Genomic DNA, 20,279 nt, shown 5'->3' on the forward strand with positions numbered 1-20,279 from the left:
ATAATCAGTGAGAACATCAAGTGGCAGTCGAGGTGTCTCCTCGAGATGGGTCTCGATGAGTGCTGGCTCGCCGTTCTTTGTGGGATGGACCACGCTACTATCACTGACCAGTTGTCCGTCCTCAAGATAGTCACAGACCTGTGCTGGAGGGGCGCCTAGCACTGTAACATAATAGAGATAGCCGCCATCACCTGTCGGGATGCGACGTTCGAGATCGAGTTCACAGCCCAACTCGGTCGATACGTCAGCGAAGCCGATATCGGCGTCCGAAAGCTGAAAATCGAGGGCAATAGCGGTCTCGGCTGTAAGCGAGCGTTGGCTGTGCACTCGCTGAATGGCGAGTGCGATACTCCGTCCAAGATCGGTGAGAATCGCCTGTTCGGCCTCGCTGATCGTGTGCTCCTGTGGCGTATAGACGACCAATACGCCGTAGATTGTCCCATCAGTAGCGATAGGGACCGCTGCAAGCGTATGGTGGCCGTTCCTGCGCGCTATTTCTCGTCGGGAGTCCGGAAATTGCTCTGCAGTGGCAATATCATCGATGGTCTGCAGCTCACCCGTGTTGAGGGCGGCGGATGCAGGTCCTGGCTCACCGCCCGAAATTCCGCGGAGATAGGCGTCGTCGACACCGGCGCTCGCCTGTGGGACCACGACCGAACTGTTTGATTCCGATTGGCGCCGTGTTCCGATCCAGACTGTCTGATACAGGTCGCTATCGGTGAGCCGGTCACAGACGGCAGTCTCGATATCCTCTCGCGTAGTCGTATTCTGGAGTGCCTGGGTGAGGTTCCGAACGAGCGTATTGAGCCGCTTGAGTTGGGTAAGGTCGTCCCGTTGCTGTGCAAGCGTTTGTTCGCGTGTTTTCCGGTCGGTGATGTCAGTGGCTGTGCCAAACCATTCGACGATCTCGCCGTCGTCGTCCAGAATCGGCACTGCCCGCGAGTATATCCAGCCTCGAGTGCCATCCACTTGCAGCACCTGGTGTTCCAGTTCGAACCTGCTCGTGGTTTCGATAGCCTCTTCGATGGCTGCCGTTACTCGCGGCCGTTCGTCCGGTGGAATGTACTCCTCCAGCCACGTCTGCCGGGGGTCGTCCGTATCAACAATAAACTCCTGTCCATCCAGATACCTCATTTCGGACCAATCTGCACTCATGCGATAGACGACATCCGAGGTCGCCGTCACGAACGCATCTAGTCGGTCTTGCTTCTCGTGTAACGCCTCTCGGGCCGCCTTGCGTTCGGTGATTTCCTGTGAGATGACGCTGACCCCTCCCTTATCGGGATATGCCTGCAGTTCAATCCAGTAGTCGTTTGCCTCATAATAGAACTCACACGACGTCGGCTCCTGTGAGTCCATGGCTTTCCGGAGCGTTTCCTCGTAGACGGTTCCCTCGAGTTCGCCATACACGCCCCAGAAATTTTCGCCGAGAATATCTGCCGCTGGCATATCGCCACGGTCCGCAGCCGTGTCATTCCAGTAGGTAACGTTCCAATCTGAATCAAAGGCATAGTAAGCGTCAGTAATCCGCTCGGTCAGCCGCCGGTACTTCTGTTCACGCTTTTTGCGTTCAGTAATGTCACTAGCGATACCGACGATAGTCCGGAGTGTCCCGTTGTCGTCATAGATGCCAGACGCTTGATCATGAATCCAGCGCGTCTCACCGTCTGGTTGGATGATACGGTATGTTTCCTCGTAGGCATCAGGATTTGCCTGCTGGGCTTCGAGCGCGTCTTGCACTCGGTCACGATCAGCAGGATGGATGGCATCAACGAACGACGTAGCATCGGTACGCAGTATTTCGGGCGAACGACCCCAGACGTCTTCGTACGAGTCGCTGACGAACTCTACCTCGTCTTTCTTTGGGTTGCTGATCCAGATAACGTCAGAGATGGTTGTCTTGATCTGCTGGAGCTGCTCCTCACGTTCCCTGCGTTCGAGTTCGTGGCCCACCCAATTGCTGAGACATTCTACAAACGTTACTGCCCAGTCGGGGAACGCCTCGGTACGTGGGGCCATGCTATAGAAACAAAAGGTCCCGTACACCTCCCCGTGTACAGTGACGGGCGCTCCGAGGTAACTCTCGATTCCCCACGTAGGATCCACCAGTTCGGGGGCTTGGGATTCGACGTCCCTGTGGACGAGTGTCCGGTTTTGCTTGACGACACGCTCGCAATTTGGCAACTCCGCTACCGGGACGCTTGTGCCCTGCAGATCGGCAGATGCTGGTGCAGCGACCGACTCAAATATGTATTGATCATCCTGTACGCGTGAGAGGGTTCCATAGTCGATTCCGATGGCGTTCCGCCCGAGTTCTAAGAGCGTCGTAATTTTTTCATCGAACGAGCGGTCGGGCGCTGTGCTGATTTCGCATGCCTCACGCAAGATTCGCTGACCATCCTTTCGGGCGGTGGTCTCACAGTGAGTGATTGTAATGTACGTTGCTCCATCGTGCATGGCAGTGGTCGCTTGGGTCACGAACCATCGTGGTTCGTCAGCAGATTCGCAGGCAAACTCGATTTCGACCTGTTCACGGGTCCCCTGCAGCAGTTTCCGGATCCCAGTAGCCACACGGCTTGCGGACGTCGATTCAGCCGTCTCCAGCACCGTTAGATAGTCAACTCCGACGTCAACAGGCTGCAACCAGTTATCGGTCGTTTCGGCGCAGTCCTGCCACGCGGAGTTCGTCGCAAGGATTGTTCCGTCGGTGTCGAGAATTGCAGCCCTATTCGGGGTCAAGTCGATAGCAGAATCCAGAAATTGTCTCTCAGGACCTCCATTCGGGAGGTTCGAAACCATATCTGCGCCAGATGCTACGACAACTTAATCCACTCGAATTGGATAGATGACAGAACATCGCTTGCGGCTTCTGGATCGCCCCCGAGTTCTACAGCTACCAGACAGCAACGTCAGCGGGGGGAGGGTATGTGCCATCGCATCCAATCGTCCTACTCACGGGTCCCCGAGTATTGTGTTCAGATAGTCACGCGATAGTGATACCAACCTAACACAAGCACTAATACTTGCGATACGTACAAGTTGACAATGGGTATGAATGATGCTGAGGTGATTCAATTACTGCTGGATACGACTAATCGAACCATCGTTGCTCAGCTCAACGAGGTAATTCCGCAGAACGTGAATGCAATCAGTCTTAGCGTGCCATAGAATTCTTCTCTACAAATCGACCAAGCCGTCACGTCAGCCCGGAAGCCATATTAGCAGTTATACTGCTCTCTACCGAATAGCATTAACGATATTGGACTGTAGTGTCATACTGGCCTAAATTGATATACATTAGAAGTTCTCCCACCGAGAACTAAATGTATGTTTCTGCTTGATAGTTCAACCAGACCGCTTATACTTGTGAATGGTATAATATGTCATCGACAAAGGAAGCTGACCGTATTTATCGAGCGTTAGCTGACGGGGTTCGTCGGCAAACGTTGCGCGAGCTGCCCGAGGGAGAAACAGTCTCGATATCTACCCACGTCGAGGCAATCGCTGCGGGGGGCTTCTCGACCGGAGACGGCCCTACTCATGAGACGGTCCAGCTCAGCTTGTATCATACACATCTTCCACTCCTATGCGATGCCGGCCTTGTTGAGTTCGATGAAGATCAGAAAGTAGTAACAATGACTACCTTGGGCAAGACAGTCCACTCAGAAATCCTCCAACCATCCCAAGAGTTGCTGGAAAACGACGACTTCGAGCCAGTCCAATAGCTGTTCAGCGTCCCGGAAGGTATGTCCAGACCGACCGTTCCAACATTAACTTCTCGCGAACCCACAGAAAACGGTGTATGATTGCCCTCGGATAATCTGTTTCACTAGTACCGGGTATGGAGTTGTGTCAACATTGATGACAGTTAACGTATGATACGTAGATGGACGCTGAGCGCTACCCGCCATCTGAAATGGCTCACTTGCACTACTTTTATTATCTCCGGATGGTATTTTGAGACAAGGATTTAAAGCTCTGTCACGAGGTATGAGCTGAGCTTACAGAAACGCCGCCCCATGGAACCAACTGAAATATCTAATAGACAAGATAGCCGGCAAGAAGATGCTGCTACGACTAGCTGTGCTGTCTGCGGAACCACTAACGAGCTCAAGATATATCCGATTGAGCAGACAGCCACCGAAAGTGGACAACAAGGTCCCACACAGATTACTCTTTGTAACTCTCACGCTCTGCTCGCCAAAGCATATGATTTGAATGCCGACACAACTGATGGTGACAGTGTCGGTCACCAATTATCGCATCAGGAAACCCAGAAAATCACTGCACGGGTTCCCAAACCCTTGCTGGAGGCCCTCGACGAGGTCGCAGGGAATCGTGGCCTGACACGCAGTGAGCTCATCCGAGATTTCTTCGAACAGAGCATTCGAGCCGCCGAAGCGGAAGCTGAGCTTGATGACTTCCTGTACCGCCTCGCCGACCTACGAGCCCAGAATAATCAACTTATACAGGCACTCAACGACCAACACGCCGGAACCGAACCTGACCACACAGAGCTTACCGTTGATGAGCACTCAGCTGATATCGAGTTTCTCAAACAACGTATCGAGCGGCTCGAATCACTTCTCGAACAAACGATCGAGAAACTTTGACGGTGTACGGAGCGTTTTCGAGCCGTATCGAGCACTTCGTCTTACTGGCCTGATGTAAACAGCAGACATCTGATTATTCAACTGACTCGTCGATTGTATCAAGTTGTTGAAGGCCTGCGAGAAAATTCCAGGTGGCCCATGTTTCCGAGATCTTCCCGTCGCTGATACGATGCATTGCATTGCCGGGAATCTCCATCTGTTTATGCGTTGGTGCAACCCCTCTAAATGAACCCTCATGTGTGCCTGTCATCGTCCCTTCGAACGCCACGATGTCGTTCTCTGCGATGAGTTCGCCGATGTGAACTTCGCTGTCGGGGAACGCTTCGTGGAGTCGCTGTAGCGCCCCAATGAACGGCTCTGGCCCCCGTTCGTCTACGCCAGCATCCGGATCGTGGCGCAGATAATCGGCGGAGAACAGCTCTGCCACCTGGTCGTAGTTTTGGTCGTTCGCCTCGCTAATGAACTGCCGAACGAGGTTTTTGTTCTCTTGAATGGTTGTTGTCGTCATTATGGTCGGTTCTTCGGTGTGTTACTCGTCAAGTGGTTCGATAATCCCCAGTTGGGTGAACAGGCCCAACATGTCCCAGATCTCGTATCCTTCGACCCACTTGTCGTCCGCGAAGCGCGTGATTCATCCCAGTCAGTTCGACAGGGCTCTCGGTCGGTTCGACTCCCATGAATTCGCCTTTGTAGGTGGCGCTGATCGAGACTCGTTGGGCAACCCAGTTCCCATCAGCGATGACCTGTTCCAGTGCGACCTCGCAGTCGGGAAACGCCACGTAGAGTAGGTTTGCGAGGTCACGAACGCCGTCAGGCCCACAGATTGACTCCGGACGAGCAGGATTATATCCGATAAATTCTCTGGCGACGAACTGGTCAATCGCGGCAAAGTTGCGGTGCCCCCAAACTTCCTCGTTGAATCGACGGGTGTGTTTCTTGTTGGCTTGTTCGAGGGTTGCTATGGTGCTCTCCATCTGGTTGTGTTATTCGCCGGGCGGTTCAACGACGCCGAGCTGTTGCATGAGACCAAGTTGATCGTAAATAAGCCACACTTCTGCGATTTTCTCATCTTCGACTCGCAGTATACCGCAAGCCGGGAACTCGACGTCCTCGCCTGTCGGGGCGATCCCTTCCAGTTCCCCTTCGTGGGTTCCAGTAACCCTCCAGCGGGCTGCAACTAACTCCTCGTCGGCGAGGATGTCCTCTGGCGTGTATTTCAGGTCCGGGAATGCCTCGTAGAGAGTCTGTTCGTGTTCAGTAGCAGCATCGACACCGTGGAACTCCTCATCGTGGTCGTGGAGGACAACGTTGTCTGCATGGGTGTCAGCGAACGCATCGAAATCCCGTTCGTTGAGCGCGTCGAAGACACGCAGGAATAGTTCCTTGTTGGTCTGTGTGGTCGCCATCAGTAGGGCCTCCATGGAGCCATAGACTCCATGTATCTCTCTTGCCCGAGACGGCTATTCGCAATGTCCTCTGAACGAGGGTCACAGCGTGAACAAAGAGTTCGAGATGAAAGGGGCGGCTATCCTGTGGGCTGTTTCGGGAGGACTCCGATTTGTTGGAGCATCCCGTGCGTATCATACACTTCCCACGTTTCGGCTATCTGTCCTTCGTTCATTCGGTTAATCGACATGCCTGTAATTTCGATTTCGGTACCAGTTGGTTCGATACCCATGAGCTCCCCCTCGTGTGTCCCTCGTCCAGTCCAGCGAACAGCCACTAGATCGTCTTCCGCAACCATCTCCTCGATGGAAATGTGTACGTCTGGACATGCCGTGTGATACACTTGAATCGACTGTTTCCGTCCGGCTGGACCATCGGGTCTGTCCGAAAGTGTCGGGTCGTGGTGCGGTGCCTCCGCGGCAATGAGATCCTCGACTAAATCGAGTGCTGCTTCGTTCCAAGCGTCTTCAATATAGTGGCGAACGACGTCTTTGTTCTCTCGTGTTGTGGTTACCATTAGAGATCCCTCATTGGCGTCCATTTTCGTTTTCGGTGAGCTCCCCTATCGCAATATCTCGTGAACAGCTTTCAGCCTGCGAATGACAGACTGGCATATGTGACAGTTGTAGCACCATCGATATCGGTTGTGTAACAAAACGGACTTTGACTTTCTCCCACCCCTGAAGCGGTGGGTTTCCGCTAATACCGTGTCAGCATCTGTATCCTTCCATCATGGGACTCCTGATACACAGAGGTGCAAGGTACTACCCTATGCTATTTAGTGCGTTGCGTGGTATCAATACACATGAATTCGGCACTCGATGACGTCGCGTTTCTCGCGTTGTCTGAGAACCGAATCGCCCTGCTTGCGGGACTGAGCGACGAGCAAACGCACACGCGCGATGAGTTGATGGATGCCACTAATGTCTCGCGTCCAACCCTCGGGCGGATTCTCGGCGACCTGGAAGAACGAGCGTGGATTACCCAGTACGGGCAGAACGTGCAAATCACTTCACTTGGTGCGTGGGTCCATGACGAATTCACCGATTTACTGGCAATGATGGATACCGCACGACAGTTGCGTCCCGTCGAAGAGTGGCTCTCGGCGGACATTCTGACATTTGAGTTGAGTTGTCTCACCGATGCATCAGTCACGTTGCCAAGCCAGAACAAACCGCTCGCACCGATGTACCGAGCGAGTGAGCTTGAGCGCACTGCCCGGCAGTCGCAGGTTCTCACACACGCACTGCCAGCTCCTTGCCTGAACGCACACTGGAAGGCAATCACGACTGGCACTCATCACTTCGAGGCCGTGGTTACGCCGAGCGTCGTCACAGCGATGACCGACCCCGCGCGTCGCTCACAGTTCACGGATATTCTTATGGCCGATCAAGCTACAATGTATGTCTCCGACGACCCTATCCCAAATATCGTCGGAGTCAACGATGGCGTCGTGTACTTCGGGGTTGATGACGACAAGGGCGCTCCACTCGCTCTGATTGAGACTGACAACGAGACGGTTCGCACCTGGGCTACGGAGACGTTCCAATCCTATCAGCAGGACGCCTCACTTCTGACATCGGACAGATTCGCTCAAATACAGGAAACAGCGCCTGATTCAAATCAGATGGAGGAGCTTCTGACTTCCTCCCACGACTGAAGTCGTGGGGTTCCCGCCACAGACGGGACCCACGAGCAGGAAGGTTCGCAGGTCCCCTCCATCTGCGGTCCGGGAGGGACCTGCGTTCAGAGCCGAGCCAGTCCGGCTCCCGACCAAGATAGCGGGCTTCATCTACCGCCACCGCCGCGGTAGCGTGCATATCCTTACCTCGGCCTCGGTATCCCTTCCCGGACCGGGATACCGCCCGGAGAGACGGGCTGGCACGTCGAATCACTGTCGGATTCATCCCACGACTGAAGTTGTGGGCTTTCTCCTTGAACCTCTGTAACTGAACAATAGGACATGCTATCGTCAGTTTAGCCCGTGAACATCGTTCACGGGATATTGTGAATATCCAGCGGGGCAAAGAAGGCTAGAGAGGTGCCAACACACGGCGGAACCTATACCAATGGCCACAGAACATGATCATCACGACCACAGTGTCGATGGGCCGGGGTACGCGACGCCACAGGCCGCAATCGAACAGTCAGAACCGGAAGAAGTCGCCTACATCATTGGATTGTATGTCGGAACCGAGATTGACGAGCCAGACTTTCTAGCCGTCGTTGATCTGAATCCCGAGTCGGACACCTATCAGGAGATCATCGACCGGATCAAGATGCCGACGCGGGGTGACGAGTTACACCATTTCGGCTGGAACGCCTGTTCCTCGTCGTGTCACGTCGAGGGCCTCGAACGCCAACACCTCGTGATTCCGGGCAATCGGTCCGCACGAATCCACATCGTGGATACAGAAAATCGGCGCGAGCCCGAACTCGTGGAAGTCATCGAACCGGATGATGTCCACGAGTATGATCTCTCAGCACCCCATACCGTCCACTGTATTCCCGATGGACAAATCCTCATCAGCATGCTTGGGGACGCGGATGGCGACCATCCCGGCGGCTTCCTTGAACTCAACGATGACTTCGAAATCGAACGACGGTGGGACGCCCCGGGTGAGATCGACTTTAACTACGATTACTGGTACCAGCCTCGCCATAACGTCATGGTCTCCTCGGAGTGGGCCGCGCCCGTAACCTACCAGCCCGGGTTCGACATGGCGGATGTCGAAGACGGCAAGTACGGCCAACGGCTCCATTTCTGGAACTGGAAAGAACGGAAGGTCGAACAGACCATCGACCTTGGCGAAGAAGGGCTGGTGCCGCTGGAAGTCCGGTTCCAACATAGTCCGGAGTCCGTCCACGGCTATGTTAACGCAGCCCTCTCCTCGAATATCTTCCATTTCTGGCAGGCAGATAGCGAGTTCCGCGCCGACAAGGTAATTGACTTCGAGCCCCGCGAACACGAGGACTGGGACATGCCAGTACCCGCATTGCCGACGGACATCCTTATCTCGATGGACGATCGGTACCTCTTCGGTGGGAACTGGCTCCACGGCGACGTCTGGATGTACGATATCTCGGACCCCACCAATCCGCGAGCAGCCGATTCCATCTCTATCGGCGGCTACTACGGTGACATCCGCGATGTTCAGGGACGCGAGATTGTTGCCGGCCCACAGATGCTGCAACTCTCCCTTGACGGTGAGCGGCTCTACTGGACGACGTCGCTATACTCGTCGTGGGACAACCAGTTCTTCCCCAACGAGGGCGAGAAAGGCTCGGTGATGCTCAAAGCGGACGTGAACCCACGGCGCGGGACAATGACACTCGACGAAGACTTTCTCGTTGATTTCGGTGAGATGCCGGCGGGACCGGCTCGTGCCCACGAGATTCGGTGGCCGGACGGCGACTGTACCAGCGACGTCTGGCAGTAGCGTGATGAGTGTCCGCCACGACCTGACATTCACATGGCGGGACGGCCGCGAAGAAACAGTCTCGGCGACCGAAACTGAGACGATTCTCGTGGCCGCCGAAACAGCCGACGTCAGCCTGCCGTTCGGCTGCCGGCGGGGAGCGTGTGCGACCTGCGTCGGTCGACTTCTCGAGGGAGCGATCCTGTATGAACGCCCGCCGCGCGCGTTGAAGACCCGACATATCGAGACGGACTACGTGTTGTGCTGTATCGCTCGCCCTCGAGCTGATTGTCGGATCGCAGTTGGGGCAGCTGTTCAGGCCGAGTTAGTTTCGAATCCATGGCAGTAAGTGAGCGCTCTACAGAACGATCGGAGTCGGTAGCTGATCGCAACAGACGAACCCAGTGCCACTCCGATACGCTTGCTGGGCGATACTGGGCCAGCCATCGACTGCTCGTTCGAGTCAGTGTCTGGACTGGTGGACTCGGTGGTATACCAGGAACAGCTGGAGCGCATGGTAGTCCCCTGCTCGGTGAGACACCAGTCTCCTTTGTGGTCGTGGTCGGACTCCCAATCATCGCTGGCTTTGGCGGCGGCGTAGTCGCGCTCCGACGCTGGCGGGCAGAGGATACGACGCTGGCGGATCACCGTGTGAGTATGGTGCTTGGTCTCTTATTAATCGGTCTTGGACTGACGCTCGCAGTTAGTGCTGTAATGGAGCGCCCCTCACTCGGGATCGCTAGTGGTGCTGTCGGTGCGCTGTTGGCAGTGGTAGCTGCCAGGCATGGTAGTATGGCTCGAAGATATCAGGCCAACCTCACACTCGGTGCCGTCTCGGTACATCGATTGCTCGAAGGTGTCGCTCTCGGTACACTCTACAGCAGCGGCACCACCATTGGACTGCTAGGAGCAATTGTCGTCGCCGGACATACGGCGGTCGAAACAGCTGCTGCCAGTGGGCTCTATGGCCAGTATCGACGTCGGGCAGTCTGGGCTATTGTGTTCATTCAGGCTTGCTATGCCATCGGAGCTAGCGTCGGGGTTATCGTCGCAGCAACCATTCCAGAGTTGGTCCATATCGGAGCCGTCGCGCTCGCTGGTGGGATACTCTTCGGCGTCGGCTTAACCGATACCCAGCACTCAGTCAGTACCGGATCTCATGGTTCATTTCACTAATCTTCTCCTTACGGCTCCAGCTGTGAGCGTTTGCCGCGCACTTCTGACGCTGTCGCCACAGGGTGTTCTCGGTAGTTTATCCCTGTTTGTCTGAGTCCACCAGGGCGTTAGTGAACAGCTGCGTGAGTTAGCAGGTTCGTGTTTCAGCCCCCGCCGTGTTGTTTCATGCCTCGATCGTCAAGCGTCTCGAGGAACGACAGAATGTGTCTTCGAGCCTGTTCCAGTGCTTCGCTGACAGCCGGCTCGTTGGCTTCAGTTTCGATAGTCCGCAGTTTCGTGTGGATCCGATCGAGTGTCCCTAATGCGGGTGTGGCCTTGCGGTCGGCTTGAGACCGTAGCTGATCGGCAAGCACAGCCAGCCGGTCACTCGTTTCCATTTCTGACGCACTTTCTCTTGCAGTATCCACCTCTCTGGCGGCGTGATAGAGTGTATCTCGTGTCATTTGCTACCACACAACACTAGTTGTGGCAGAAGATGAAATACATACTGGTGGTCGGACTGGCACTGGCCCACTACTGGTACCGAACGCTGAAACAGTCCTCTACAGTGAATGCACAGTGGATCGTCTGTATTGACTAATTGTGGCGGCGCTAATTCAAGGGAGAGATAATGAATTGACCGTAGACCACCTTTCAACAGCGAAAGAGTCCTCCTCCGCCGTTTACGGCAGGCGTGAATCGCGTAAACTCGGTTAACGTACCGCCACGTTACTGCTCGTGTGCGTGGCTGATATCGGCACGATCGATATCGTCAAGAACCTCATCGAACGACACGTTCCCATCACTCTTCTGTATATTCTCTGGGTCAAGTGCGTCCGTATCAAGGATTTCTTTGGGTGTCAGCCATACCCATTCACAGTCTTCATTATCTCCCTTAATGAATGCAGTGAAATTATGGAGTTCGTGCTCGAGAAACTCTTTGCTAAACGGAGCCAACAGCGGCGGTGGGCCTTCGGAACCCTCGAATGTATCCTCGTAGTCGGGGATATCCTCGTCGCTGAGATCTCCGACGACGATTCGCATCGCCATTCCAAGAATGTGGTGGGGCCCACAATACAGATCATAGAGTCCTTCTTTCTCGAATCGGTAGAGCCACGCTCCACCGGCATTGACGATTGGCGATGAAAAGGGAGGGACCCGTTCCGGAACCCGCCGCTGGAATCCATGTGCCGGATGATACGCCGTAATAGTATGGTCTGGAGCGGTAAATGTGAACTGGACAATATCACCGGCGTCTACAGAAAGCCCACTTGGCGCAAAGTGGAACATCGGCGGTTGGTGCTCGGGAGGATTTGGCAGAATTACGTGCAGTTCAACTACGTGATCCGGCTCTAGTTTCTTCGGAATGTCATTGGCGTCCGGGGTCGCGTAGCCATAGTAGGAGTCGATATGCGGCGGATGCGGATCGTCGTGCTTTGCGGCCGCACTACCAGCGCTAAAAGACAATGCAGTTCCGAAACCAAGAAGTTTCATCATGGACCGACGGTCGATACCATGGTTTTTCATCAATTCCAGTAGCTCTGCATCACTGAGTTCTAGTTCGTCGATGGATGGTCGATCGGTCATGTTATTTCTCTCTCAGTTGTTTGGCTATCTCTTGTTTCGGCGAGGCAGGCTGTTTCTTATCTGATTCGAACTCCCTCCTTCCGGACTAGTATTATGAATTGTTAACATACAACAATATAAGTAGTAGGACGTTACCGGGTTCAGAGGCTACGGATATGCTCTCTGCATCTACTAATCGATACGAAGCTTCCTGTAGTGGACGACTTCTAAGGGGGGCTCTGTGATAGGTGGTCCGTCACACCCATTGTGAACCAGGATTTGGGACTGGTCGCTCCGTTCGTGTTACGAACACTCACGCCACTCCTGCAAGAATGGGGTCGCCCCCGGTTCCTGCAGATAGTCCACAACCATGTCAACGTGGAGCGCCAGTCGCTCCTCCATCTGAATATATCTGACTCAGACAATGTTGGCAGTCAGCTTAACACCGTCACGGACAGACAGGTAGCTATGGTTTCACCCAATGCGGTCGAAACCGAGGACGAATACATCCACGTGCAGTTCCGCGACCCGGATCAGTTTGACGAGATTCGGACGCCCGACTGGGCGGAGAATCCGGCTCACTCTGTCTCCAAGGGCAGCGAGGTGCGGATAGGCAAAGAAGAAAACGATGACTGGAAGGTCGAGTCGGTGCTGCTGAAAAAGAGCGTCGGCGAGGAGAAAGCAGAGGAGAAGGCACGACAAATCGTCGAGAAAATCGAGTCGTGAACTACTCCATCCCACCGCTACACGCATCTCGGGTCCGCTTTCGGACCTAGCCACTATCGCTTTTTCTGTTGGCCAACAACAGTAAGACTATGCCCGCTGCTGGGACTCTCGTCCATGACGAGGCGACGAATTCGGCTATCGGGTGGGCGTTGATCGGCGTCGTGACGATTGCTGTCATCTCGACTGCTATCAGCGGAGACTATCTTCGGACTGTGTTCACAACGGTGGTTGCTGTCGTAGCCGCGCTTCCAGCACTCGTCCGAGCAAATCACAAAGTGATGGTGCCGTGGCCATTACTGGCCCTCACGACAGGAGCCGTCGTCACCCTTTCCTTCGGTGGGCGTCCGGATATCGGCACGCCTGTGGCCGTCGCGGGGTTGGCGCTGATTGGTGTTGCCGAGCTCAGCGCGTTTACCACAGTCGAGATGAGCTACCGGTTTGCGGTCGGATTTGCTACGCTCACGACGCTGGCTCTTCAAGGCGTCTGGATCGTCGCGCAGTTCTATGCCGATCGGTGGCTCGAGACCGAGTATCTCACGACGCAGGTGGAACTCCAGGTAGACATCGTCATCGTCACAGTCATCGCTGTCGTTGTCGGGCTCCTGTTCCAGTGGTACGTCACCCGGTTTGAACCACCGGGATCACGAGCGTATCACGGAGGGCCTACAGAATGACGCTGACCGGCGTGCTGGATTTGTCTACTCGTAGAGAACAGGTCCTGACCCGGGGGCTCCAAGTTGCCCTTCTAGTACTAGCAGCGGGTGGCGTGGCGACAGGCCGATTGGGGGTCGCTGCGAACGCGGCACCGGCCTTGGGGGTGACGCTCCTCCCGGCCGCGCTACGCCGGGAGTACGGCTACGTTATGGACGCTCGACTCGCCCTTTGGATCACTGTCGCCGTCTGTCTCCACTCGCTGGGTGCCCTTGGGCCCTATCGCTGGTATCCCTGGTACGACGAAATCACGCACACTGTCTCGGGCGCCCTCGTTGCTGGGGTTGGATACGCGACGCTCCGCGCGTTCGAAGAACACTCCGCTGAGGTCACTGTCCCCGAGTCCTTCAGAGGCTTCTTCGTGGTAATATTCGTTCTGGCGTTCGGCGTCATTTGGGAAGTCCTCGAATTCACCGTGGTCGTTCTGGCGCAGACTCTCGAGACCGATGCACCGGTTACGGTCTTCGGTATCAAGGATATCGTCACCGATATGGTAGCCAATATGGCTGGCGGTCTCTTCATCGCACTCTGGGGAACGCGCTACTTTCAGGGTCTGGCAGATTTCCTCAGAACCCGGCTAGATGCGTCCCATAATGGAGATTCATCAGGGCCACCAGAGTGAACTGTCGTCCGCTGCAAGACAGAGTATGAGCGAAGATAGTACGTCGGAAGCATCCACATCTATCGAAGCCGGACTGATGGTGTACGACTTGGATGGGAGCGAACTCGGTGTCATCACAGGCATGACCAACAGAGGCTTCGAGGTCTCGATGCAAGCCGAGATCGAAGACGTCGACGAAGACGGGTATGCGACACTCGCATCGCCGGCCGAGGAGCGTGAGCAAGCAGTGACGACCAATGAGGAGAGCCTGCACAAATCCGAACAGGAAAACAACCCTGGGGGTGAGTTCGGGGAGGGGTATATTATGTGGCGCTGTGAGAACTGCGGGGAGATGGGTGACCTCGACGACGGATTACCGACCGAGTGTCCGGCATGCGGGTCAGATGCCGTCCACAAACAACGGGAGGACTGATCGGATGAGTTCCGAACCGACGCTTCGTCTCGCGGAGTTCGACGACGCCGAACGGATCGAAGAACTCGTCGAGAGTTCGATGACAGCATCGTACGCCCTCAGCCCCCAGGACATCGAGATGATTTCCGAGGCCGTATTCGACACCGACCACATTCGTGATCGGATCGACTCGTCCGAGACGATCGTCGTGGTCGCCGAACTCGACGATGTTGTAGCCGGCGTCGTCGAAGCAACTCTCGATGAGGACGAGAGTGAGATCCAATGGCTCCACGTTGACCCCGAGCGACGGGGCGCCGGCGTCGGCACGGCACTGTTCGAGCGCATTCAGTCAGAACTCGCAGACGAGGGCATCGAGGAGCCTCGTGCAGTCACGCTCGCAGCGAACACGTCCGCTGGGACATTCTTCGAGCGCTTCGGCTTCAAGCAGATCGACGAGCGAACGACCGATATTGGTGGCCGAGAATCGGTCGAGTACGTGTTTACCGCGCAAGCGGACGAAGAGGCCCAACAAGACGAATCCGAGTCGGACGCCGACCAGCCACCTGAGATTCCCGAGACAGCATCAGCTATGGATGACACTGAACTCTATCTGGGAGAGGACCCGTTCCAGGGAACTGAGGGGTGGTTCGTGGAGACGTTCTCCGACGCCGACCGCTCGGAGCAGTACGGCTACTACTGCCTGAACTGCGGGTCGGCGGACGTTGCTATGGACAACATGGAACGGGTTCGCTGTGGTGACTGTGGGAACACTCGGAAGCCGGACGACGACTACGACGGCGCATATCTGTGAACTACTTAACTCGCTTCTTTGGTCACTCGTTGAGAACGTGGGCGTAGCGCCCACAGCCGCTACAAACGGCTGCACATGCTGGCAGGGAGCTTATCCGCGTTCTTCTCCAAACAGTTTGTATGCAGGTACCCGAACGGCTCCAAGACATTGACCAGCAGGAAGCCATTATTCGGGAATACGACTACGACGACACGACCAGCATACTGGTTGACTTTGGTCCGAAGGCCAATGAGATCTCCGTCGACGTCGTTGGTGAGACGGTAATTTTGGTTGTAAGCGATACGCAGTTCGAGTTCGAACTGCCCGATGATACCACTGAGATTACGAGCAAAAATGGGGTCCTGACCATCGAAGGCTGAAACCCACCTTCGTCTGAAACTGAGGATAGTCACTTCGCTACGCAAATACGCGGCAGCGGACTTGAGTTTCGCTCAGAAAAACAGCACTGTCGGTAGCAGTCTCTGGTTTAGATGACCTTGCCGAACCCGCGAGTGGTGGGCGGTTTCTGGACCGTTGCTAAGTGCAGAACCGTCTCAGCCACACGGATCTACTTTTGTCGAGAATAGCTATTCGGGGCTCGTATAGGTCGACAGTTCGTCGGTTCGATCTGGGTGTTCGGTCTCAACGTGTCTGTGGACGCGGTGGGTGGCTTGTTCAGGCGCAGTTTTCACGTCCTCGTCTGGGATATCCGGTTCGAACTCACAGAACGGACATTCGGAGAGCGAGTCTTCAGGCATACTCCTATCTTGGCTCTGGAGCCACTAATATCGCAGGCCGTTTATAAAGAGCAAGGAGAATACCCGCACCTTTAGGCGCGGGATGAATCCGACAACCCATTGCACAGTCCACCATCAATAGCAGGGCCGGATATTCTACCTCAATTAAACACCAACTTTCACAAATGAAGCAAGTATAAGCGATTATACAGGCGTTCAGAGTGCTGGAAGCCCATCGAACTCACCGAGCGAGAATCCGCAACCACTCACAGGTCGCGGAGTCGCTTGACCGGCACGGGTGGAGTGCCAGCAAACTCTGGAACGTCGCTAACCATCATTCCCGGCAAGTCTGGGAGGAGACGGGCGAGATTCCCGATCACGAAGAGTTGAAAGACGAGTTGAAGGCTCATCCCAAATACAAAGGACTCCATTCGCAGTCCAGTCAGCGGGTTCTGGAGGAACTCGCTGAAGCCTTCAACTCATGGTACTCTAGTGACGACGAACGGGACAATCCGCCCGGCTACCGCAAACGCAACTACTACGACCAACAGGGCCGTCGCGTCCACGAAGAACACCCGCGCAGTACGGTGACGTGGAAACAAAACGGTATCCGACACGACACCGAGAACAACCGTGTTCGTCTCTCCAAGGGCGCGAATCACAAAGAACACCCGAAAGCGTGGGAATACATCCTTGTCGAGTACGAGACGCGGCCCGGCGTCACCGTCGAGAACCTGCAACAGGTTCGCGCTGTCTACGACCAGCAGAACGAGCGGTGGGAACTCCACCTCGTCTGCAAAGACGAAATCGAGACACCCAACGCTCCCGGCAACGAAACGGCGGGCATCGACCTCGGCATCAGCAACTTCGCGGCTGTTGCCTACAGCACCGAGGATGCTGACCTGTACCCCGGCAACCGTCTGAAACAGGACGGGTACTACTTCCCAAAGGAAATCGCCAAGTGCGACGACTCAAGTGGCGACAGGGCCACGCGACTCCATTACAAGTGGTCGGAGCGCCGTACCCACTTCTTCCACAGTCTCGCCAAACACATCGTCCAGCGGTGTGTTGAGCAGGAGGTTGGCCGCATCAACGTCGGGGACTTGGAAGGTGTCCGCGAGGACGAGAACGGTGACTCGAAGAACTGGGGGAAGCACGGCAACCTCAACCTGCATGGTTGGGCGTTCGATCGCTTCACCAACATCCTCGAATACAAGGCAAAGGTAGAGGGCATCGAAGTCGTAGAGGTGTCTGAGCGCGACACGAGTAAGTCGTGTTGCGTGTGCGGTCGGGAAGACGATAGTCAACGTGTCGAACGCGGCCTGTATGTGTGTGAGGCGTGTGATGGAGCGTTCAACGCTGACGTGAATGGAGCGGAGAATATCCGTCTCAACATCAACGAGGAAAGTAACTCCGAGTCTTCGGCCAGTTTGGACGAGGATAGGAGTACCGGCTGGTTGGCACAGCCCGGAGTCTACCTTCATGACCTCTCCCGAGGATTCCAACCTCGGGCAGAGGTGGTAGACTGCAAACCGTAATATCCCAATCTAGCGGTGCGGTGCCGTGGGATTCCCGCGTCTTCAGGCGCGGGAGGATGTCAATGACGGTTCTTAACTGACGATTTGCAGACATACTGAAACTCCTGGTGCGACTGTGAGAGGATAGTTGGCTGTAGAGTAGGCCGGGTTCTATCAGGTGCGGAAGTCAGCAGATCCAATGCCCGAATTTCGCCAGACCTCGTCCGACAGACTATTCGTTTGATTCGGCGAAATCCAGTAACAGTGTATCTTCGATGAGCGCGTGTATCCCTCGGCGAAGCCGCTCTGAGAGGGCTTGATGGGAGATATTCATCTCGTCAGCTAACTCGTTGAGCGTTATGTCACTGGGAACAGCGAAATAGCCCGCGTTGACCGCTGTGACGAGTGCCTGGTATTGTCCTGTTGTGAGGCCGTATCGGCCGGACGGCTCGCCGTCCATCTCTCGAATAGCGTTGATAGTGAGTGAGAGTTCGTGCTCCGAACAGAATGTCTTCGTTTCGGCGAGCTGCTCACGGGACGGATACAGGATTCTGAGATGCCACGTTCCATTCTTGCCAACGGCTTCGAGAATACTTGCGTTCGCGTTCGTCAGCATCTGGAGGAGCAGCCCGACCTGGTCAATCCACTGCATGCGATAGAGTAGTTCCGTCTCGAAATCCGCTAATAACTCGATTTCGTCGACGGTGGGATCTCCCGCACAGGCTGCTTCGAATTCGTCACGATCGGCATTTCGAATCCACAGAAGGGGCATCACGATATCGTCACCTCCCTCAACGATTCGCTCGGCTTCGATGTCGACATCGGAGAGCGAGGCGAATACATCGGCGAGTGCGATTTCGCAAGCCGGAACAGTTGCGGAGACAAGTGTCGTCATTCTACCCCCTTGGTTCCGCCGTCGAGACGATTAGATATGAGCGCTGCGCGGTCGCTATCTCGTGACAGGGGTTCCCAGCGGGCCGGACTGCAGACGCGGACATTTTGTACCTACCTCAGCTCATCATTCCCACTGTCCTTACTCGGTGCTGACCGCTCATCCTCAACGTGAAGATATTGGAGTGCCTGACGGATATGATATTCCATCGAGTCGGCGTCAGCCGCATTGAGCGCTGCCTCCAGCTGTTCGACTGCTGCCCGTTTATCGTCCATGCTCACAGATTGTCGCCTCCAGTTTTGTCGTGGGGCATTAGCAGCCGTTCGAGGGAAGAATGACCGTGATACCGGATTGTTCGGCATTGTGTATCGTACTCAAGGAATTCATTCTCAGCTAGTTTCGGGAGATGAGTATGATGAAGCGAAATGGCGATAGATTCGTACCGGTCGCTGTCGCACTTGACCGCTTGTTCGGCTAGTAATTCAGTTAGTTCAGGGAGTTTCACCATATCGTCGTCTACCGACTGGAGATATGAGAGAATGGAGCGGCGGCGCTTGTTCGCTAGCAACTCGAAGCGATTACTATGAGACTCATCGTCGCCACAACGACTATGAGGACCCTGTGAGTCGTCTCGACAGTCGTCGTTTCCGCCATCACTCATATCTCGGAGGTGCACATCACCGTAAAAGACTGCCCGCCTCAACAGAGTATACATTTTAAATGGGTACATGACACTTAGATATCGTCTTCGTCAATCCCGACACCTGTCAGCTGACCAATCCGCAGGGTATTGCTTACCAGATTGGTGTGCGCACGTCGGAGGCGTTCAGACGCCGCCCGTTTTGTAATACCGACCATGTCTCCGAGTTCTTTGAGCGTCGTCTCACGCGGGATCTCGAAATAGCCGTGTTCCAATGCCGCCAGCAGTATCTCGCGTTGCTTCGCTGTAATATTGTATTGTCCCATCTTTGGGTCGGTCAATTCGTAGAGGCGGATGAGGTCGAATGTGATGTCGTGGTCGTTGCAGTAACGTTGCAAGTCGCTCAGCACTGCTCGCGATGTAACACGAAGTTTGAACGTCCATTTGTCGTCGTTGCCCTCCGCTTCAAGGACGACGACGTCGTGATTCCGGAGCCACTCCAAAATGGGAGTCTCGGTGTCGGTCCACTCCACCTCGTAGAGCGCGCCACCGTCGAGATCCGCGGCTTGTGAGTAGGTGACGATAGTGGGGTCCTCAGCCGCGTGTTCCTCAAAGGAAGTATCATCGTCGTTGTCTGTAACCCACAGATACGGGAACCCCTCGCCGTACGTGGGCACGAACTGTTCGAGTTCGACGATGATGTCCGGAACGGCTCGGAGTGTGTGGGCGAGGATGAAAGTCTCGGCAGGGACGGTGAACTCGATGATGAGCCGTGTCTCAGCGTCAGTCGGCTCTCTGTCTGTGCGTTTGTTATCGTCGCTATTGCTAGCTCTCATGACTGATGTGGTCGCTGTTGCGGAACACTGGTTCCTCTGTGGCGTGTCCCGCGTGACGACCACGCGAATGAACCGTGCCCTGCAATCGGCGGCACGTCGTCCGATATCCATTGGCCCCTTCATAATCGGAGCGTGGCTCGGACACTCAATGTGGACTCGCGATTCCGTGCTTGGATATCTCAGCGTAGTTAATTAACGCTGGTGGGCGATAGCTGGTT

At 55.2% G+C, this 20,279-nt stretch carries 24 protein-coding genes; 12 read left to right on the plus strand and 12 right to left on the minus strand.

Annotated elements, in window-relative coordinates; genetic code table 11:
- Positions 1–2,799 (minus strand): PAS domain-containing protein (locus EGH23_RS24010; protein WP_220582516.1); only part of this gene is annotated, 2,799 nt, incomplete at its 3' end.
- Between the two features lie 581 nt (positions 2,800–3,380).
- Here EGH23_RS24010 and EGH23_RS24015 point away from each other — a divergent pair.
- Complete coding sequence (locus EGH23_RS24015) at positions 3,381–3,725, plus strand: DUF7344 domain-containing protein (protein ID WP_425433273.1); 345 nt, start codon at positions 3,381–3,383, stop codon at positions 3,723–3,725.
- A 294-nt stretch (positions 3,726–4,019) separates the two neighbouring features.
- Positions 4,020–4,613, plus strand: a complete 594-nt coding sequence (locus EGH23_RS24020) for a ribbon-helix-helix domain-containing protein (protein WP_220582518.1) — start codon at positions 4,020–4,022, stop codon at positions 4,611–4,613.
- 73 nt (positions 4,614–4,686) lie between these two features.
- Here the strand turns inward: EGH23_RS24020 and EGH23_RS24025 are convergent, their stop codons facing one another.
- The 4 genes from EGH23_RS24025 to EGH23_RS24040 form a co-directional block, all read right to left on the minus strand.
- Positions 4,687–5,121, minus strand: coding sequence for an ester cyclase (locus EGH23_RS24025; protein WP_220582519.1), 435 nt, complete (start codon positions 5,119–5,121; stop codon positions 4,687–4,689).
- Positions 5,122–5,149: 28 nt separating this feature from the next.
- Positions 5,150–5,587, minus strand: coding sequence for an ester cyclase (locus tag EGH23_RS24030; RefSeq protein WP_220582520.1), 438 nt, complete (start codon positions 5,585–5,587; stop codon positions 5,150–5,152).
- A gap of 9 nt (positions 5,588–5,596) precedes the next feature.
- On the minus strand, positions 5,597–6,019 hold the full coding sequence (locus EGH23_RS24035; RefSeq protein WP_220582521.1) for an ester cyclase: 423 nt from the start codon (positions 6,017–6,019) through the stop codon (positions 5,597–5,599).
- 119 nt (positions 6,020–6,138) lie between these two features.
- Entirely contained in the window at positions 6,139–6,576 is a 438-nt protein-coding gene (locus EGH23_RS24040; RefSeq protein ID WP_220582522.1) for an ester cyclase, read from the minus strand.
- Between the two features lie 288 nt (positions 6,577–6,864).
- On the opposite strand from EGH23_RS24040, the gene EGH23_RS24045 reads away from it, so the two are divergent.
- The 3 genes from EGH23_RS24045 (at position 6,865) to EGH23_RS24055 (ending at position 9,827) form a co-directional block, all read left to right on the plus strand.
- Complete coding sequence (locus tag EGH23_RS24045; protein ID WP_220582523.1) at positions 6,865–7,719, plus strand: helix-turn-helix transcriptional regulator; 855 nt, start codon at positions 6,865–6,867, stop codon at positions 7,717–7,719.
- 409 nt (positions 7,720–8,128) lie between these two features.
- The gene (locus EGH23_RS24050; protein WP_220582524.1) at positions 8,129–9,499 is read left to right on the plus strand and encodes a selenium-binding family protein; all 1,371 of its coding nucleotides are present in this window, start codon (positions 8,129–8,131) and stop codon (positions 9,497–9,499) included.
- Positions 9,500–9,503: 4 nt separating this feature from the next.
- Positions 9,504–9,827, plus strand: coding sequence for a 2Fe-2S iron-sulfur cluster-binding protein (locus EGH23_RS24055; protein WP_220582525.1), 324 nt, complete (start codon positions 9,504–9,506; stop codon positions 9,825–9,827).
- Between the two features lie 970 nt (positions 9,828–10,797).
- On the opposite strand, the gene EGH23_RS27395 is transcribed toward EGH23_RS24055, so the two are convergent.
- Together EGH23_RS27395 and EGH23_RS24060 are read right to left on the minus strand one after the other, a co-directional pair.
- Positions 10,798–11,097, minus strand: a complete 300-nt coding sequence (locus EGH23_RS27395) for a DUF7553 family protein (protein ID WP_425433274.1) — start codon at positions 11,095–11,097, stop codon at positions 10,798–10,800.
- A gap of 265 nt (positions 11,098–11,362) precedes the next feature.
- A complete protein-coding gene (locus tag EGH23_RS24060) occupies positions 11,363–12,220 on the minus strand; it encodes a cupredoxin domain-containing protein (RefSeq protein WP_220582526.1) in 858 nt (285 codons plus the stop codon).
- Between the two features lie 447 nt (positions 12,221–12,667).
- On the opposite strand from EGH23_RS24060, the gene EGH23_RS27400 reads away from it, so the two are divergent.
- From EGH23_RS27400 to EGH23_RS24090, 6 genes are all read left to right on the plus strand, one after another.
- Positions 12,668–12,925, plus strand: coding sequence for a hypothetical protein (locus tag EGH23_RS27400; protein ID WP_220582552.1), 258 nt, complete (start codon positions 12,668–12,670; stop codon positions 12,923–12,925).
- 89 nt (positions 12,926–13,014) lie between these two features.
- Positions 13,015–13,599 (plus strand): hypothetical protein, encoded by a 585-nt coding sequence (locus EGH23_RS24070; protein ID WP_220582527.1) that lies wholly within the window; start codon positions 13,015–13,017, stop codon positions 13,597–13,599.
- Positions 13,596–14,258, plus strand: a complete 663-nt coding sequence (locus EGH23_RS24075; RefSeq protein ID WP_220582528.1) for a DUF2238 domain-containing protein — start codon at positions 13,596–13,598, stop codon at positions 14,256–14,258. The genes EGH23_RS24070 and EGH23_RS24075 overlap by 4 nt, the downstream gene beginning before the upstream one ends.
- Before the next feature lie 25 nt (positions 14,259–14,283).
- Positions 14,284–14,670, plus strand: coding sequence for a TFIIB-type zinc ribbon-containing protein (locus tag EGH23_RS24080; protein ID WP_220582529.1), 387 nt, complete (start codon positions 14,284–14,286; stop codon positions 14,668–14,670).
- A 4-nt stretch (positions 14,671–14,674) separates the two neighbouring features.
- Positions 14,675–15,460 carry a GNAT family N-acetyltransferase gene (locus tag EGH23_RS24085; protein ID WP_220582530.1) on the plus strand — a complete coding sequence of 262 codons (786 nt, stop codon included), beginning with the start codon at positions 14,675–14,677 and terminating at the stop codon, positions 15,458–15,460.
- Between the two features lie 119 nt (positions 15,461–15,579).
- A complete protein-coding gene (locus EGH23_RS24090; RefSeq protein ID WP_220582531.1) occupies positions 15,580–15,819 on the plus strand; it encodes a DUF7127 family protein in 240 nt (79 codons plus the stop codon).
- 207 nt (positions 15,820–16,026) lie between these two features.
- Here EGH23_RS24090 and EGH23_RS24095 read toward each other — a convergent pair whose 3' ends face one another.
- Entirely contained in the window at positions 16,027–16,197 is a 171-nt protein-coding gene (locus tag EGH23_RS24095; protein WP_220582532.1) for a hypothetical protein, read from the minus strand.
- A 200-nt stretch (positions 16,198–16,397) separates the two neighbouring features.
- Here EGH23_RS24095 and EGH23_RS24100 point away from each other — a divergent pair, with 200 nt between their 5' ends.
- Entirely contained in the window at positions 16,398–17,714 is a 1,317-nt protein-coding gene (locus EGH23_RS24100) for an RNA-guided endonuclease InsQ/TnpB family protein (protein WP_220582533.1), read from the plus strand.
- A 211-nt stretch (positions 17,715–17,925) separates the two neighbouring features.
- Here the strand turns inward: EGH23_RS24100 and EGH23_RS24105 are convergent, their stop codons facing one another.
- From EGH23_RS24105 to EGH23_RS24115, 4 genes are all read right to left on the minus strand, one after another.
- Entirely contained in the window at positions 17,926–18,588 is a 663-nt protein-coding gene (locus EGH23_RS24105) for a helix-turn-helix domain-containing protein (RefSeq protein ID WP_220582534.1), read from the minus strand.
- Positions 18,589–18,698: 110 nt separating this feature from the next.
- Positions 18,699–18,866: a hypothetical protein gene (locus tag EGH23_RS24110; RefSeq protein ID WP_220582535.1), complete on the minus strand. Its 168-nt coding sequence runs from the start codon at positions 18,864–18,866 to the stop codon at positions 18,699–18,701.
- Complete coding sequence (locus EGH23_RS27405; protein ID WP_425433275.1) at positions 18,863–19,315, minus strand: DUF7344 domain-containing protein; 453 nt, start codon at positions 19,313–19,315, stop codon at positions 18,863–18,865. The genes EGH23_RS24110 and EGH23_RS27405 overlap by 4 nt, the downstream gene beginning before the upstream one ends.
- A 5-nt stretch (positions 19,316–19,320) precedes the next feature.
- A complete protein-coding gene (locus EGH23_RS24115; RefSeq protein WP_220582536.1) occupies positions 19,321–20,172 on the minus strand; it encodes a helix-turn-helix domain-containing protein in 852 nt (283 codons plus the stop codon).
- Positions 20,173–20,279 lie beyond the last annotated feature (107 nt).

This window comes from Haloarcula nitratireducens, assembly GCF_019599505.1.

What these genes read in the sequence shown, in the direction of transcription:
- EGH23_RS24015 (WP_425433273.1), top strand. Translation starts at nt 3,381, where the DNA reads ATGTCATCGACAAAGGAAGCTGACCGTATTTATCGAGCGTTAGCTGAC.
- EGH23_RS24020 (WP_220582518.1), top strand. Translation starts at nt 4,020, where the DNA reads ATGGAACCAACTGAAATATCTAATAGACAAGATAGCCGGCAAGAAGAT.
- EGH23_RS24025 (WP_220582519.1), bottom strand. Translation starts at nt 5,121, where the DNA reads ATGACGACAACAACCATTCAAGAGAACAAAAACCTCGTTCGGCAGTTC.
- EGH23_RS24030 (WP_220582520.1), bottom strand. Translation starts at nt 5,587, where the DNA reads ATGGAGAGCACCATAGCAACCCTCGAACAAGCCAACAAGAAACACACC.
- EGH23_RS24035 (WP_220582521.1), bottom strand. Translation starts at nt 6,019, where the DNA reads ATGGCGACCACACAGACCAACAAGGAACTATTCCTGCGTGTCTTCGAC.
- EGH23_RS24040 (WP_220582522.1), bottom strand. Translation starts at nt 6,576, where the DNA reads ATGGTAACCACAACACGAGAGAACAAAGACGTCGTTCGCCACTATATT.
- EGH23_RS24045 (WP_220582523.1), top strand. Translation starts at nt 6,865, where the DNA reads ATGAATTCGGCACTCGATGACGTCGCGTTTCTCGCGTTGTCTGAGAAC.
- EGH23_RS24050 (WP_220582524.1), top strand. Translation starts at nt 8,129, where the DNA reads ATGGCCACAGAACATGATCATCACGACCACAGTGTCGATGGGCCGGGG.
- EGH23_RS24055 (WP_220582525.1), top strand. Translation starts at nt 9,504, where the DNA reads ATGAGTGTCCGCCACGACCTGACATTCACATGGCGGGACGGCCGCGAA.
- EGH23_RS27395 (WP_425433274.1), bottom strand. Translation starts at nt 11,097, where the DNA reads ATGACACGAGATACACTCTATCACGCCGCCAGAGAGGTGGATACTGCA.
- EGH23_RS24060 (WP_220582526.1), bottom strand. Translation starts at nt 12,220, where the DNA reads ATGACCGATCGACCATCCATCGACGAACTAGAACTCAGTGATGCAGAG.
- EGH23_RS27400 (WP_220582552.1), top strand. Translation starts at nt 12,668, where the DNA reads ATGGTTTCACCCAATGCGGTCGAAACCGAGGACGAATACATCCACGTG.
- EGH23_RS24070 (WP_220582527.1), top strand. Translation starts at nt 13,015, where the DNA reads ATGCCCGCTGCTGGGACTCTCGTCCATGACGAGGCGACGAATTCGGCT.
- EGH23_RS24075 (WP_220582528.1), top strand. Translation starts at nt 13,596, where the DNA reads ATGACGCTGACCGGCGTGCTGGATTTGTCTACTCGTAGAGAACAGGTC.
- EGH23_RS24080 (WP_220582529.1), top strand. Translation starts at nt 14,284, where the DNA reads ATGAGCGAAGATAGTACGTCGGAAGCATCCACATCTATCGAAGCCGGA.
- EGH23_RS24085 (WP_220582530.1), top strand. Translation starts at nt 14,675, where the DNA reads ATGAGTTCCGAACCGACGCTTCGTCTCGCGGAGTTCGACGACGCCGAA.
- EGH23_RS24090 (WP_220582531.1), top strand. Translation starts at nt 15,580, where the DNA reads ATGCAGGTACCCGAACGGCTCCAAGACATTGACCAGCAGGAAGCCATT.
- EGH23_RS24095 (WP_220582532.1), bottom strand. Translation starts at nt 16,197, where the DNA reads ATGCCTGAAGACTCGCTCTCCGAATGTCCGTTCTGTGAGTTCGAACCG.
- EGH23_RS24105 (WP_220582534.1), bottom strand. Translation starts at nt 18,588, where the DNA reads ATGACGACACTTGTCTCCGCAACTGTTCCGGCTTGCGAAATCGCACTC.
- EGH23_RS27405 (WP_425433275.1), bottom strand. Translation starts at nt 19,315, where the DNA reads ATGTACCCATTTAAAATGTATACTCTGTTGAGGCGGGCAGTCTTTTAC.
- EGH23_RS24115 (WP_220582536.1), bottom strand. Translation starts at nt 20,172, where the DNA reads ATGGATATCGGACGACGTGCCGCCGATTGCAGGGCACGGTTCATTCGC.